Source organism: Pandoraea norimbergensis (genome assembly GCF_001465545.3).
GTDB lineage: Bacteria > Pseudomonadota > Gammaproteobacteria > Burkholderiales > Burkholderiaceae > Pandoraea > Pandoraea norimbergensis.
Window position 1 is genome coordinate 4,717,216 of the sequence record NZ_CP013480.3, and the last position, 13,827, is coordinate 4,731,042.

Consider the following 13,827-nt stretch of genomic DNA (forward strand, 5'->3'; position numbering starts at 1 on the left):
CTGGGGGCCGCGGGGGGTCCCGATTTCTGCCGCTACTGTACGTGTTTCGCCCGCCTCTCGAAATGATCTTTCGTCAGATCATCCATAACGGGCGGTTATGCCCCCGGCAGGTGCCACCGGGGTGCGAGAACCTTATAGCACGGCCAGTCATCAAGCCGTCTGGCCATCAAGCCATCAGGCCAGCGGCAGCCCGACGTAGTTTTCCGCCAGCGTCATCGACGCCGCACGCGAGCTCACCACGTACTCCAGCTCGGCGCGCTGCATCTGTTGCTCGAACGGCGACGCGTCGTCCAGACGGTGCAGCATGCGCGTCATCCAATACGAGAAGTGCTCGGCACGCCAGATCCGCTTGAGCGCCGCCTCGGAATACCCCTTGAGCGCGCCTTCCGTATCGCGATGGAAGAAGTCGTCGAGCGCACGGGCCAGACGCCACACGTCGGCGACGGCCAGATTCATCCCCTTGGCGCCCGTGGGCGGCACGATGTGCGCGGCATCCCCTGCGAGAAAGAGCCGGCCGTGTTGCATCGGCGTTGCCACGAAACTGCGCATGGCGATGACCCCCTTCTGAAAGATGCGCCCTTCCTTGAGTCGCCAGCCATCGTCGCTTTCGGTGCGCGTGTGCAGTTCGTGCCAAATGCGCTCGTCGCTCCACGTCTCGGCACGCTCGGTCGGGTCGCACTGGAAGTACATGCGCTGCACCATCGGCGAGCGCGTGCTGATGAGTGCGAAGCCACGTTCGTGCGCGGCGTAGATCAGTTCGTCGGATGACGGCGGTGCCTCCACCAGCACGCCGAACCAGCCGAACGGATACACGCGCTGGTATTCGTTGCGCACGTCCGACGGCACCGCTGCACGGCACACGCCGTGGAACCCGTCGCAACCCGCGATGAAATCGCAGTTGAGGCGGCGCGTCTGTCCGCCCACCGTGAACTGCACACTCGGTTGCGTGCTGTCGACGTCGTGCACTGAAACGTCGGACACCTCGAACAGAATCTCGCCCTGCGCCGCCTCGCGGGCCGCGATCAGGTCCTTGATGACCTCGTGCTGCGCGTAGACCGTGATGGCACGCCCGGTCAGTTCGGTGAGCGCAATGCGGTGGCGAGCGCCGCCGAATGCCAGCTCGATCCCGTGGTGCACCGCGCCTTCGCGACGCATGCGCTCGCCCACGCCCGTCTCGTTGAGAATGTCCATCGTGCCCTGCTCCAGCACACCGGCGCGAATGGTCGATTCGACGGCTTCACGCGAGCGCGATTCGAGCACGATCGATTCGATGCCTTGCAAGTGCAGCAGATGGGAAAGCAGCAGGCCGGCGGGACCGGCACCGACGATGACGACGGGGTAATGGGTACGCATGAGGTTGTCTCCTTAAATTTGCGTCGCCCTCTCCAGACACAAACGGCATGCGCGAATGTTGTATTTCTTGACCGCGCTTCACGCATTGCACCAACTTAGGACTGCGCGTAAACGAGCATGTCGAAACACGCGCGCACGCCTTGTCATGAGGGGCGAATGCGTCATATCTTATGGACCGCGCGCGTCGCATTGAATGGATGAATCGACGAGTTTCTTGTACTTTTTCGACAACTTCGCCCAAGGGAAAACCAGTATGTCAGGCTCGTCATCCCGGCTGCGCGCGGCGCGCGACACGATTCCGGAGTTTTCGCTTTACGGTGAATTGCACGAGACCGACAGTGCCGATTTCGTCCACATCGAGTGGATCGAAACGCGCAGCCGTCTGTACGACTGGCACATCGACACGCATCGCCATCTGGGACTGTTTCAGGTACTCGCGATCTTCGAGGGCACCGTCGAGGCGAATGTCGACGACGAGACGTGGGAAGTCGAAGGCCCGGCAGTGATTACCGTGCATCCGTCAGCCGTGCATAACTTCCGTTTCAGTCGCGGCGCGCACGGCTTTGTGCTGACGATGGCGCAGAGCGTGCCGTTCGATGCCGCGTTCGGGGTCGATGCCGATGTCGAATCGCTGCTGCGTAAGCCGTGGCTCTTCGCGCTGGCCGACGCGCCGCAAACACGCGACCGTCTCTATACCCTGCTGGGCCTGATCATGGACGAGTTTTCGCGCCCGCAGCTCGGGCACGCGGAGATGGTCGGCTGGCTCACGCGCAGCGTTCTGCTGCTGCTCACGCGGCTGCGGGCGCATCACGATTCGGCCACGCGCACCGGGCGGACCGAGCTCGATCTGTTTGCACGATTTCGCGCACTAGTCGAAACGCACTACACCGAGGCGTGGAGCGTGCCCGCGTACGCGGAGCGGCTGCATGTGACTGAGAGCAAGCTCAACCGCCTATGCCGGCGCATCGCGGGCAAATCGGCGTTCGATCTGGTACAGGACCGGCTCATGCTCGAAGCCCGCCGCAAGCTCATCTACATCCCCGCGCCGGTCTCGCACGTCGCCTACGAACTCGGCTTTCAAGACCCGGCGTACTTCTGCCGGGTGTTCAAACGGCACGTGGGCGTCACGCCCTCGGCATTCCGGCGCTCGGCCCAGCATGAACATCTCGGCGACGAAGTGCCGGCCGAGATGTCAGACGAGACCTAGGACGAAATTTAAGTCGAAATTTATGCCGCCCCGCGCAGGAACGACGACAGCGCGGTCGTGACCGCCGATGCGCATTCGATGTTCGACAGATGCGCGCCCGGCACCACCACCTGCTGCGCGCCGGCAATGCGCTCGACGATGGCCGTCGACATGGCCGGCGGCGTCGCCATATCTTCCGACCCGGTAATCACCAGCGTCGGCGCCTTGATGGCGGCAATCTCATCGAGCTGATTCATATCGCGCACCGCACCGCAGGCCGCCGCGTAGCCTTCCGGCGACAGCGAGCGGAACATGGCCTTCATGCCGTCCACGGTGGCGGGCTCACGCTGCGGATACGACGGCGTGAACCAGCGCGACACGACGGCATCGGTCACGGCGCCCATGCCGTCAGCAAACACGGTACGGATACGGCCGTTCCAGCCATCCTCACCGCCGATGTGCGCCGACGAGCAGACAATCGCCAGACGCTCAAGACGCTCCGGCGCGTGAATGCCCAGCCACATACCGGTCATGCCGCCCATCGACACCCCTGCCAGACTGGCACGGGCAACGCCGAGGGCATCGAGCAGTGCCACCACGTCGCGCCCGAGTTGCGCGATGTTGTATGGCCCCGGCGTCACCGACGAGCCACCGTGTCCGCGCGTGTCGTAGCGAATCACACGGAAGTCGCGCGCCAGCGCGCTCACCTGCGGCGCCCACATTTCAAGCGTGGTCCCCAGCGAGTTGGACAGCACCAGCGCCGGGGCGTGGTCGGCTCCGTCAATCGCCACGCGCAGCGTGGCGTCACCCACGTCGATCAGACGTTCTACGGTCATTCGAATCGTCTCCTCAACCTTGTGCGTCGTCACGCACACGCGTGGTCGAACCCGGCTCGGCCGCTTCCATTTCCGCGAACACCTTCTCGGCATCGTGAATGGCCTGATTCGCCGCAGGCAAGCCGCAATACAGCGCGGCGTGCATGAACAACTCCTTCATCTCGTCGCGGGTCACGCCGTTGTTGAACGCGGCGCGCACGTGCATGCGGAATTCGTCGCCGCGATTGAGGGCGATGAGCAGAGAGAGCGTGATCATGCTGCGCATATGGCGCGTCAGCCCCGGACGCGTCCAGATATCCCCCCAAGCAAAGCGCGTGATGAAGTTCTGAAATTCGTCGTTGAATTCATTGCGCCGCGTAAGCGTGCGATCGACGTGTGCGTCGCCAAGGACGGCGCGACGCACCTGCATACCGTTGTCGTAGCGTTCCTGATCGTTCATTGAGATGTCCCGCCTTGAAGAGAGTCAGGTGCCGCCGCGTCTGCGAGCGCCAATACGCGGCTCACGAACGTCTCGGCAGCGCCCAGATAGTGTTGAGGGTCCGTCAGACGCACGAGGGCGTCGTCGGAGAGAACGCGCGTGATCTCGTCGTCTTCGCGCAGCACGTCGAGCAGATCGCGCTGCTGGGCCACGGCGTCGCGGCAGCGGGCTTCGATGCGGCGATGCGCTTCGAGCCGTCCCATTGATTCGCCAAGCGCCATCGTGACCGCTTCCGCCATGATCAGGCCGTGCGTCATGTCGACGTTGGCGCGCATGCGCACACTGTCCACCGTCCATCCGTCGATCAGCGTGCGCGATGTCGCCAGCGCACCGCCGCACAACATGAGCAGTTCGGGCAACGTTTCCCACTCGGCGTGCCACGTGCCCAGCCCGCGCTCGTGGTCCTGCTGCATCGCGCCGAACAACGTCGCGACGAGTTGGGGCGTGCGTGCTGCGGCGGCAAGAATGGCGGCGCACCCGACCGGGTTGCGTTTGTGCGGCATGGTCGACGAGCCGCCCCGGCCCGGACCGGATGCCTCGCCGATCTCGCCCACTTCCGTTTGCGTAAGCATGGCCGTATCGCGCGCAAACTTGCCGAGCAGACCCGTGAGCGATGCCGCCCAACTCCCCACGCGCACGATGCGATCACGCTGGCCGTGCCACGGCGTGGCAGCGTCCGACAAACCGAGATGTTTCGCCAGTGCAGCGCTCACGGCCGGGCCTTGCGTGCCGAGCGAAGCCAGCGTGCCCGCCGCACCACCGAACTGCACGCACAGCACTTGCTCCCGCAACGCGAGCAGGTCCGTGCGCGCGCGCAACAGCGCGTCGAGCGTGCCGGCCAGCTTCAGGCCGAAGGTGATGGGCAACGCGTGTTGCAACCACGTGCGGCCAATCATGAGCGTCGCACGATGCGCGCGCACCTGATCGGCGAACTGTGCAATCAGACCGTCGAGGTCCGCGCCGAGATCGTCGAGCGCGCCACGCACTTGCAGCATGAGACCGGTATCGATCGCATCCTGACTGGTCGCGCCCCAGTGCACGAAGCGGGCCGCTTCTGGGTCGAGCGCTTTCACGCGCGCGGTCAGTTGCTTGACCAAGGGAATGGCGAGATTGCCCGCGCACGCGGCGGCGTCGCGCAGGGCGGGCCAATCGAGATCGGCCGCGCGGGCAGAGGCGGTAATGGGGGCGACGGCGGACGCCGGGATGAGGCCGGTATCGGCTTCGGCGTGCGCGAGCGCCACTTCGAAGTCGAGCATGCCCTGAAGCGTGGCGTCGCGCGAGAAGCGCGCCGACACGGCAGCGCCGCGCAGCAATGAGTCAAGCAGTTCCGTCATCGGAGAGTCGATGGTGGTTGTTGCATTGCAAAAATGCAGAGACGGCCACGGGCCGCCAGCACGTTCATGCCGGTGGCCCGAGGCCGCGCCAATGTCAGAAAGACTTCAACCGACGTCAGGGGTCGAACGTCAGAGGTCGAGGAATACCGTCTCCGCATTGCCGCCGTGGCTCTGCATACGGATATCGAAACGGTACGTCACACGCCCGCCGATCACCTCGCGGCGCGCCACCAGCGTGTGGCGCCGCTCGGCCGGTACCTGTTGCAGCACGGGGTCTGCCGCGTTGGCAGTTGCCTCATCGTCGAAATAGATACGCGTAAACAGATGATTCAGCAAGCCCCGCATCGTCAGCACCACGTCGATGCGCGGCGCCTCGCCCTGCCCGGTCGAGCCCGGCTTGATCGTCTCGATCACGAAACGGTTCTCGGCGTCGGTGCCCGTGCCGCAACGCGCCGCACCCGCAAAGCCGGTGCGCTCGATGTCGTCGGCCGTCTCGACATACCGCCCGTCGGCGTCGGCCTGCACGATCTCGATGAGCGCGTCGTTGATCGGGTGACCGGCACCGTCGATCACCTGACCGATCAGGCGGATGGCTTCACCCTTCGCGCGGTCGGTGGCGGCCACCGGCGTGAAGGCGCTCTTGAAGTCGTACAGGTACTGCTCGGGCGAGAGGCCATAAGCGAAGTACGGGCCGACGGTCTGCGACGGCGTTTGCTTGTAGTCGGACATGGCTCAGGACTCCATCGGCGTTTGGTCGGCACCGCGCAGCACGATGTCGAATTCGTAACCCAGCGCGTAGTCGGGCTCGGTGATGTCCATCGAAAAGCGCGCGATCAGGCGGTTGCGGGCATGCGCCGGCGTGGCCTCGAAAATCGGGTCGTAGGCGAGCAGCGGGTCGCCCGGGAAATACATCTGCGTGACGAGCCGGGTCGCGAAATACTGGCCGAACACCGAGAAGTGCAAATGCTGCGGACGCCACGCGTTGTGGTGGTTCTTCCACGGGTACGCGCCCGGCTTGATCGTCAGAAACTTGTAACGCCCTTCGGCATCGGTCATCGCGCGCCCGGCACCGAGGAAGTTCGGATCGAGCGGCGCGTCGTGCTGATCGACCTTGTGCACGTAACGGCCGCAGGCGTTCGCCTGCCACAGTTCAACGAGGGTATTGGGCACCGGACGGCCGCCTTCGTCGAGCACGCGGCCGGTGACGATGATGCGCTCGCCAAGCGGTTCGCCATTGCGCACGGCATTACGCGTCAGGTCGCTGTCCAGCGCCCCGATGATGCCGTTGCCGTAGACCGGCGAGCGCAGGTCTGCGAGATTCTGTTTAACCGGAACCAGCAGTTCCTTGGGGCCTCGCAGCGCGGTGGACTTGTACCCGCTGTCGATGAGTTTGGGATGGGAGTCCCAATCGCGCGGGCGCAGGACGGTTGTCGACTTCGACATGGTCTCACTCCATTTTGTGTTGACGGGCCTGGCTAGGGTGAACAAACCCTTCCAGTGTGTTTAGTTCGTTTGCAACACTATATCCATAATCAACGGATATATTTATTGACATTTTCTTAGGCTTTTCATAACTTTTCGGCATGGAAAGACACTTACTCGACGGGCGTATCAAGCTGCGCCATTTGCAATGCCTGCTCGCGGTCGCGCAGCACGGCAGCCTGCAACGGGCGGCCGAAGCGCTGTCCATCACCCAGCCGGCCGTGAGCAAGACCATTGCCGAGCTTGAAGCGCTGCTCGGCGTGCGCCTGTTCGACCGTGGCCGTAACGGCGCGCGCCCGACCGCGCAAGCCGAACTCTTCCTGCGCCATGCGGGTGCCAGCGTCAGCGCGCTGCGGCAGGGCATCGACGTCCTCTCACGCGCTGTCGGTCAAACCGGCGGCGTGATCGAGATCGCCGTACTGCCCACGCTGGCGGCGGCGATGATGCCCGCCGTGCTCGAAACCTTCCGGCGGGAATGGCCCGGCATCGTCGTGCAAGTCCACACCGGCGCCAATCAGCAGTTGCTCACCCAGTTGAAATCGGGACAAGTGGCGCTCGCGTTGGGGCGTCTGTCCGGTCCGGAAGGCATGACCGGCCTCACGTTCGAACATCTCTACGCCACCCCGCTGTGCATCGTGGTGCGCCCCGGGCATCCACTCGTGAAGCAGCGCACCGTGTCGATTGCGGATATCGCCCGCTACCACGTCGTGCTGCCGCCCCACGGCACCATCCTGCGCCATACCGCCGATAGTTTCTTGCGCGCGCATGGCGTCGGCGCGCTGGACGACTATTCGGAACTGCTCTCCATGTCGCTCGCCCGCGCCATGACACTGCGCGACGACGTGGTCTGGATCGCCTCGGAAATCACCGTGCAGGACGATCTGGCCGACGGCGTGCTGTGCGCCCTGCCCTTCGCCACCAAGGGCACCGAGGAGTCCATCGGCATTCTGTGGCGCAACGACACCATGCCCACACCGCCCGAACAGACGCTCATCAGCGCCATGCGTGAAGCCGCGCGCGTGCGTTATGGCGTGCCCGGGCTTCGTTGAGCGCCGCTATCACACCACGGCTGAGGCAGTTGTCTCCGCGACCGCCCCCAGACCCAGCATGCGCACGGCGTTCTCCTTGAGCACCAGCGGTTTGACCTCATCGCGAAAACCCGCCGTCTCGAAGTCGCGCAGCCAGCGGTCCGGGGCAATCAACGGGAAGTCCGAGCCGAACAGCATCTTTTCGCGCAACAGCGAGTTCGCGTACTGCACCAACTCTGGCGAGAAGTACTTCGGCGACCAGCCCGACAAGTCGATATAAACGTTCGGCTTGTGCAGCGCGATCGAGAGCGCCTGCGATTGCCACGGCCACGAGGGGTGTGCAATCACGATGTTCATTTCGGGAAAATCGGTCGCCACGTCATCGAGATGAATCGGCTCCGAGTACTTGAGCCGCAGCCCGCCGCCGCCCGGCATACCGGAACCGATGCCCGAATGGCCGCTGTGAAATACGGCAGTCAGCTGGTACTCCGCGATCAGCTCGTACATCGGATACGCCATCCGGTCGTTGGCGAAGAAGCCCTGCATCGTCGGGTGGAACTTGAACCCGCGCACACCGAATTCCTCCACCAGACGACGCGCCTCACGCACGCCCATCCGCCCTTTGTGCGGGTCGATGCTCGCGAACGCGATCATGATGTCTGCGTTCTCTTGCGCATAGCCCGCGATTTCCTCGTTCGGGATTCGCCGCCGGCCGATGTTGGCTTCGCAATCGACCGTGAACATCACGAAGCCGATATTGCGCTCGCGGTAATGCGCGATGGTCTCGGGAATCGTCGGCCGGCGGTTCTGCTTGAGCACCGTGCCGAAATATTTGTCCGCCGCGTCGTCGAATGCTTTGCCGAACAGATCCGGAGGCTGACAGCACGACACTTCGGCGTGAACGTGCGTATCGATAGCGACGAGTTTGTCGAGATTCATGCTGCGGTCTCCGGTTCGGCAATCTGCGCCGCGATGATGCCCATCGCCCGCCGTGTGTCGGGGAGTATGAATTTGAGCCAATAACGCGCTGCGCTGCGTTTGCCGTGGACATCGTCGCCATCGGCGAGCGCCGCCTGCGCCCAGAGGCCTGCCATCGACAAGCCGTGTACGACGCGCATCACCTCACCTGCCACACATAACGCCGCACGGGGCGATGCTTGCGCAAGTGCAATCGCATCCGGCATCAGTGCCTGCCATTCGTCGAAGCCAGCCAGCGCTGCGCGGAAGCCACCGGGTGCGTCGTCGGTCAAAGCCTCGCACACCTGAGCGCGCGCCCAGTCGAGCCACTGCCCCAACGTCGCGCCGTGATCGCGAACGATCTTGCGCATGAACAGATCGATGGCCTGAATCTCGTTGGTGCCTTCGTAGATCATCGGGATTCTCGCGTCACGCATGATTTGCGAGATGCCCGTTTCTTCCACATAGCCGTAGCCGCCGAACACTTGCAACGCCGCGCTAGCGCCTTCGAACGCCTTTTCCGTGAGCATCGCCTTGACGATCGGCGTCAGCAGCGCAGCAAGCGCATTGGCTTGCTGCTGTGCTTCAGGCGTCTCGGCGTGATGCGCCTCGTCAATCGCGAGTGCTGCGCGATACAACAACAAGCGAGCCCCTTCGACCGCGACGCGTTGCCCTTCAAGCAAACGCCACACGGCCGGATGCTCCGCGATAGGGGCTCCCGAAGCCGCCCCCGGCACACGCGACTGCACGCGCTCGCTGGCGTGTCGCGCAGACATCTCGAACGCGCTCTGTGCAAGCCCGAGACCGGAAGCGCCCACATGAAGCCGTGCCGAATTCATCATCGCGAACATGGCTTCGAGTCCCCCGTGTGGATATCCGACGAGATAACCAGTCGCGCCCTCGAATGCCATCGAGCAAGTGGCGCTGCCGCGAATGCCCATCTTGTGTTCGATGCCGGTGCAGTGCACGGCGTTGCGTTCGCCGTCGGGCAGCCACTTCGGCACGAGAAATAGCGATAACCCTGCGCTACCCGCCGGTGCATCGGGCGTACGCGCCAGCACCAGATGCACGATGTTCGGCCTGAAGTCCTGCTCGCCGCCGGAGATGAATATCTTCTCGCCGGTTACGCGCACCGTCTGATCGTCAAGCCACTCGGCGCGCGTGCGAATCTGTCCCAGATCGCTACCGGCGCCCGGCTCGGTCAGGCACATTGTGGCTAGCCATTCGCCGCTCACCAGCGGCGCAAGCCACGCGTCCTGCAACGCCTCGCTGCCGAAGCGGTGCACGCACTCGTACGCACCATGCAGAATCCCCGGGTACATCGTCCATGCGAGGTTCGCCCCGGCGGTCAGCTCCTGCAACGCCACCTGCGCGACGATGGGCAACCCCTGCCCGCCAACATCGGGATCGCAGGGCAGCGACGGCCAACCCGCCTCACGATACTGGCGATACGCCTCGGCAAACCCTGCGGGTGTGTGCACCTCACCGTCTTGCCAGTGGCAGCCCTCCCGGTCACCCACGGCGTTGAGCGGCGCCAGCACGTCGCGTGCAAAGCGCCCCGCTTCGTTGACCACCTGCATGAGCGTCGCCGTGTCGAACTCGCGAAACGGCGCCAATCGGGCAAGCGCATCGCCCACGCCGAGCCGGTCCAGCACGAACGCAATATCGTCCGTCGCACTACGCACTTCCCGATAGGCCATCTCAGCGTCTCGCGGGGGCCAGAATGGCGCGCAAGTCGTCCGCTTGCGCGGCATGCAACGCGTCGACGGTTGCCGCGCGATGATCCTGCACCGCACGCTGATTGATCGAGCCCTTATCGGTCACTTCGCCGCGATCGAGCGATGGCGGGGTGTCGAGCAACCAGAGTCGCGCCACATAGGTCGCGCTACCGCCCGCCTGCACGTTCAGTTGCTGCATCAGGCGGGCAAAGAACTCGCGCACTGGGGCAGAGGCCACCACCTCGGCCATCGACGCGTTCGCTGGCAGCCCGCTGAGCCGTCGGCAATCGTCGACGCGCGGGAATACGAGCAGACCGATATCGTCGCGATTGATGCCGGTCACAACCGCGTCCTGCACGTACGGCGCGCCTTCGGAAATCACACGTGCGCGCAGCGGCCCGACACTCACGAACGTGCCCGAACTCAGTTTGAAGTCTTCCGTAATACGGCCGTCGAATTGCAGCCCGATCTCCGGATGTGCGATATCCACGAAGGTTGCCGCGTCGCCGGTGCAGTAGTAGCCCTCCTCGTCAAAGACCGGATCAGACGCCTCATGCCGCCAGTAGCCGCCCATGACATTCGGGCCGCGAAAGCGCACTTCGAGCTTGCCGCCGACAGGTGCCAGTTTCACCTCGCAGCCGGGGGCCGGGAGTCCGATGTACCCAGCGCGCATGATCGGCCCGGTCGTGAACATGCAACTCGGCGACGTTTCCGTCATGCCCAGACCGGACATGATGCGAATGCGCTCGCCGCAGTGCGCTTCCGTCACACGTTCCAGCCGATCCCAAGCCGCCTGCGACAGCCCGGCACCGCCGAAGAAATACAGATTCACCTTCGCGAAGAAACGCTCGCGCAATTCAGCGTCTTTCTCCAGCGCGATGGCGAGATCCTCCCAGCCTTTGGGCACATTGAAATACACCGTCGGCGAAATCTCGCGAAGATTGCGCAGCGTCTCTTCGAACTTGCCCGCAACGGGTTTGCCGTCGTCGATGTACAGCGTGCCGCCGTTGTACAGCGCAATGCCCACGTTGTGACTGCCGCCGTAGGTGTGATTCCACGGCAACCAGTCGATCAGCACAGGTGGCGTCTCGCCGAACGTCGGGAACGTTTGCAGCAGCATCTGCTGGTTGCTGCACAGCATGCGCTGCGTGGTCGGCACGGCCTTCGGCTGACGCGTCGAACCTGAGGTGAAGAGAATTTTGGCGATGGTCTGTCCATCGACCTTCGCATGCGCCGCATCGATATCGCGCGGCACGGTGTCGAGCAATGCGTCGAATGCCAGCGTGCCATTCGCACCATTGCCGGTCACACGGATCACATCGTCACCGAGGACGGCATCCATTGCACGGCCGTAGGCGCTGGCGTCCGAGGCATAGACAAGCCCCGGTTGCAGCAGACCCAGCGTATGGCGCAATTTGCCGAAATCGGTCGACACGATGGAATACGCGGGCGAAATCGGCGCAAACGGCACCCCCGCGAACATCGCACCGAGCGCCAGTTGAAAATGTTCGAGATCGTTGCCGGAAAGAATCGCAATCGGACGCGCCTGCGACAGCCCACGATCGAGCAGCGCCTGACCGATGGCCCGCGCCCGCGACAGCATCTCGGCGTACGTGATGCCGACCCACTCGCCGTCAGCGCCACGGCGCGCGATGAGCCACCGCTCGGGGTGCTTTGCCGCGCCGCTCACGAGACGGTCGGTCAGGCGCTCGGGAAACTCACCGAGCGCTTCGCGCGACCGCAGATACCAGAACTCGCCGTCGCGCAGCAGTTCCACGCCGGGGTTGCCGATGGCGACGTGACGATAGCGATGCGCAGCAGCGTCGGCTGCGGCCGGGATGTTGCCTTGGTTCAAAACACTGTCTCCTGCTTCCGGCCTGCCGCGCGGCGCTCTCGGGCGCATGTCGCGACGGGCACTTCCTAAGTGGCTTTGCAGGCAGGCGCGACAACCGTGCGCCCTGCCGCAAATGCCGTCTGCGATCAGATCGGGTAATGCCGGGGCGTGGTCTGCACAGTGATCCAGCGCAGTTCGGTGAACTCGCCAATCGACGCCTTGCTGCCGAACCGGCCGTAGCCGCTCGACTTCACACCGCCAAACGGCATCTGCGCTTCGTCGTGCACCGTCGGGCCGTTGATATGGCATATCCCCGACTCGATCCGCTTGGCCAGTTGCAACGCACGCGCCACATCGCGGCTGAATATCGCCGCCGACAAACCGAACTCGCTATCGTTAGCCACACGGATGGCCTCGTCATCGCCGTCGACACGTTGAATCGTGACAACGGGGCCGAACGATTCCTCGCGATAGAGCCGCATCGCAGGGGTCACGCCGTCGACGATCGTCGCCTGCATGATGGCGCCCTCGACACGGCATCCCAGCGGCAAACGCGCGCCGTTTTCACGGGCGTCTTCCACCAGCGCTGCCACCCGTGAAGCCGCTTGCGCACTGACCATCGCACCCAGCACGCTGTCGGGCGATGTCGGCGAACCTGCGTGAAGCTTCGCGGCCTTGGCCGTCAGCTTTTCAACGAAGGCATCGGCAATGCGGGCCTCGACAATCACGCGCTCCGTCGACATGCAGATTTGCCCTTGGTTGAAGAAGGCACCGAAGGCGATACCGTCCACGGCGGCATCGAGGTCAGCGTCGTCCAGCACCAGCACCGGCGCCTTACCGCCCAACTCGAGCAACGCGGGTTTGAGATGCTCGGCGGCCACGCGCGCGATGATGCGCCCAACATGCGTGGAACCGGTGAAATTCACCCGGCGCACGGCCGGGTGCGCAATCAGCCGCGCGACGATCTCGCCAGCATCGGCCGGGGCATTGGTCACGATGTTGACCACGCCGTCACCGAGGCCGGCGTCGTGCAGGCACGCCCCAATCAGCGCGTGAACGCCCGGACATTGTTCCGACGCCTTCAGTACCACGGTGTTGCCGCAGGCGAGCGGCATGGCCAGCGCACGTGTCGCGAGAATCACCGGCGCGTTCCACGGCGCGATGCCCAGCACCACACCGACCGGCGAGCGCACCGCGAGCGCGAGACTGCCGGGCACGTCGCTCGGAATCACGCTGCCGTCGATCTGCGTGGTCATCGCAGCGGCTTCGCGCAACATGTTCGCGGCGAGCATCACGTTGAAGCCATACCAGTTCGCCATCGCGCCGGTCTCGGCTGCCCCCACGGCGATGAACTCGGCGGCGCGGGCATCCATGCGCTCGGCGGCGGCCAGCAGACGCGCACGGCGCGCTCCCGGCGACAGCGCCGCCCATGCGGGAAATGCGGCCTGCGCGGCATCTACCGCTGCGTCGGCGTCAGCCAACGTTGCGGCCGGTGCGCGCGAGGCGATGTCGCCCGTAACGGGGTCGATGCGCTCGAACGTGGCGCCATTCTGTGCGTCTCGCCACTGCCCGCCGATCAGCATCCGGACTTCATGCATTGCTTTGTCTCCTCTCGCTTCCA

General features: G+C 64.5%; 12 protein-coding genes. 2 read left to right on the forward strand and 10 right to left on the reverse strand.

Going from position 1 to position 13,827, the window contains the following annotated elements:
• Positions 1 to 174: 174 nt before the first annotated feature.
• Entirely contained in the window at positions 175 to 1,353 is a 1,179-nt protein-coding gene (locus AT302_RS20555) for a 4-hydroxybenzoate 3-monooxygenase (RefSeq protein WP_058375610.1), read from the reverse strand.
• Positions 1,354 to 1,606: 253 nt separating this feature from the next.
• Here AT302_RS20555 and AT302_RS20560 point away from each other — a divergent pair, with 253 nt between their 5' ends.
• Positions 1,607 to 2,560, forward strand: coding sequence for a helix-turn-helix domain-containing protein (locus AT302_RS20560; protein ID WP_058379816.1), 954 nt, complete (start codon positions 1,607 to 1,609; stop codon positions 2,558 to 2,560).
• Positions 2,561 to 2,580: 20 nt separating this feature from the next.
• Here AT302_RS20560 and pcaD read toward each other — a convergent pair whose 3' ends face one another.
• From pcaD to pcaH, 5 genes are all read right to left on the reverse strand, one after another.
• Positions 2,581 to 3,375 (reverse strand): 3-oxoadipate enol-lactonase, encoded by a 795-nt coding sequence (gene pcaD / locus AT302_RS20565; protein ID WP_058375611.1) that lies wholly within the window; start codon positions 3,373 to 3,375, stop codon positions 2,581 to 2,583.
• 13 nt (positions 3,376 to 3,388) lie between these two features.
• Positions 3,389 to 3,814 (reverse strand): 4-carboxymuconolactone decarboxylase, encoded by a 426-nt coding sequence (gene pcaC / locus AT302_RS20570; RefSeq protein ID WP_058375612.1) that lies wholly within the window; start codon positions 3,812 to 3,814, stop codon positions 3,389 to 3,391.
• Complete coding sequence (locus AT302_RS20575; RefSeq protein WP_058375613.1) at positions 3,811 to 5,187, reverse strand: 3-carboxy-cis,cis-muconate cycloisomerase; 1,377 nt, start codon at positions 5,185 to 5,187, stop codon at positions 3,811 to 3,813. The genes pcaC and AT302_RS20575 overlap by 4 nt, the downstream gene beginning before the upstream one ends.
• A 129-nt stretch (positions 5,188 to 5,316) precedes the next feature.
• Positions 5,317 to 5,916, reverse strand: coding sequence for a protocatechuate 3,4-dioxygenase subunit alpha (gene pcaG / locus AT302_RS20580; RefSeq protein WP_058375614.1), 600 nt, complete (start codon positions 5,914 to 5,916; stop codon positions 5,317 to 5,319).
• 3 nt (positions 5,917 to 5,919) lie between these two features.
• Entirely contained in the window at positions 5,920 to 6,630 is a 711-nt protein-coding gene (gene pcaH / locus AT302_RS20585; protein ID WP_058375615.1) for a protocatechuate 3,4-dioxygenase subunit beta, read from the reverse strand.
• A 140-nt stretch (positions 6,631 to 6,770) separates the two neighbouring features.
• Here pcaH and pcaQ point away from each other — a divergent pair, with 140 nt between their 5' ends.
• Complete coding sequence (gene pcaQ / locus AT302_RS20590; RefSeq protein WP_058375616.1) at positions 6,771 to 7,718, forward strand: pca operon transcription factor PcaQ; 948 nt, start codon at positions 6,771 to 6,773, stop codon at positions 7,716 to 7,718.
• A gap of 9 nt (positions 7,719 to 7,727) precedes the next feature.
• Here the strand turns inward: pcaQ and AT302_RS20595 are convergent, their stop codons facing one another.
• The 4 genes from AT302_RS20595 to AT302_RS20610 form a co-directional block, all read right to left on the reverse strand.
• Positions 7,728 to 8,636 (reverse strand): amidohydrolase family protein, encoded by a 909-nt coding sequence (locus AT302_RS20595; RefSeq protein WP_058375617.1) that lies wholly within the window; start codon positions 8,634 to 8,636, stop codon positions 7,728 to 7,730.
• Positions 8,633 to 10,354 carry an acyl-CoA dehydrogenase family protein gene (locus tag AT302_RS20600; RefSeq protein WP_058375618.1) on the reverse strand — a complete coding sequence of 574 codons (1,722 nt, stop codon included), beginning with the start codon at positions 10,352 to 10,354 and terminating at the stop codon, positions 8,633 to 8,635. Before AT302_RS20600 ends, AT302_RS20595 begins: the two co-directional genes overlap by 4 nt.
• 1 nt (position 10,355) lies before the next feature.
• Positions 10,356 to 12,275 (reverse strand): feruloyl-CoA synthase, encoded by a 1,920-nt coding sequence (locus tag AT302_RS20605; RefSeq protein ID WP_084656364.1) that lies wholly within the window; start codon positions 12,273 to 12,275, stop codon positions 10,356 to 10,358.
• Positions 12,276 to 12,352: 77 nt separating this feature from the next.
• Positions 12,353 to 13,804, reverse strand: a complete 1,452-nt coding sequence (locus AT302_RS20610) for an aldehyde dehydrogenase (RefSeq protein ID WP_058375620.1) — start codon at positions 13,802 to 13,804, stop codon at positions 12,353 to 12,355.
• Positions 13,805 to 13,827 lie beyond the last annotated feature (23 nt).

Bases quoted from the DNA above. Each gene is read 5' to 3' on its own strand.
- AT302_RS20555 (WP_058375610.1), bottom strand. From the start codon at position 1,353: ATGCGTACCCATTACCCCGTCGTCATCGTCGGTGCCGGTCCCGCCGGC.
- AT302_RS20560 (WP_058379816.1), top strand. From the start codon at position 1,607: ATGTCAGGCTCGTCATCCCGGCTGCGCGCGGCGCGCGACACGATTCCG.
- pcaD (WP_058375611.1), bottom strand. From the start codon at position 3,375: ATGACCGTAGAACGTCTGATCGACGTGGGTGACGCCACGCTGCGCGTG.
- pcaC (WP_058375612.1), bottom strand. From the start codon at position 3,814: ATGAACGATCAGGAACGCTACGACAACGGTATGCAGGTGCGTCGCGCC.
- AT302_RS20575 (WP_058375613.1), bottom strand. From the start codon at position 5,187: ATGACGGAACTGCTTGACTCATTGCTGCGCGGCGCTGCCGTGTCGGCG.
- pcaG (WP_058375614.1), bottom strand. From the start codon at position 5,916: ATGTCCGACTACAAGCAAACGCCGTCGCAGACCGTCGGCCCGTACTTC.
- pcaH (WP_058375615.1), bottom strand. From the start codon at position 6,630: ATGTCGAAGTCGACAACCGTCCTGCGCCCGCGCGATTGGGACTCCCAT.
- pcaQ (WP_058375616.1), top strand. From the start codon at position 6,771: ATGGAAAGACACTTACTCGACGGGCGTATCAAGCTGCGCCATTTGCAA.
- AT302_RS20595 (WP_058375617.1), bottom strand. From the start codon at position 8,636: ATGAATCTCGACAAACTCGTCGCTATCGATACGCACGTTCACGCCGAA.
- AT302_RS20600 (WP_058375618.1), bottom strand. From the start codon at position 10,354: ATGGCCTATCGGGAAGTGCGTAGTGCGACGGACGATATTGCGTTCGTG.
- AT302_RS20605 (WP_084656364.1), bottom strand. From the start codon at position 12,275: ATGCGCCCGAGAGCGCCGCGCGGCAGGCCGGAAGCAGGAGACAGTGTT.
- AT302_RS20610 (WP_058375620.1), bottom strand. From the start codon at position 13,804: ATGCATGAAGTCCGGATGCTGATCGGCGGGCAGTGGCGAGACGCACAG.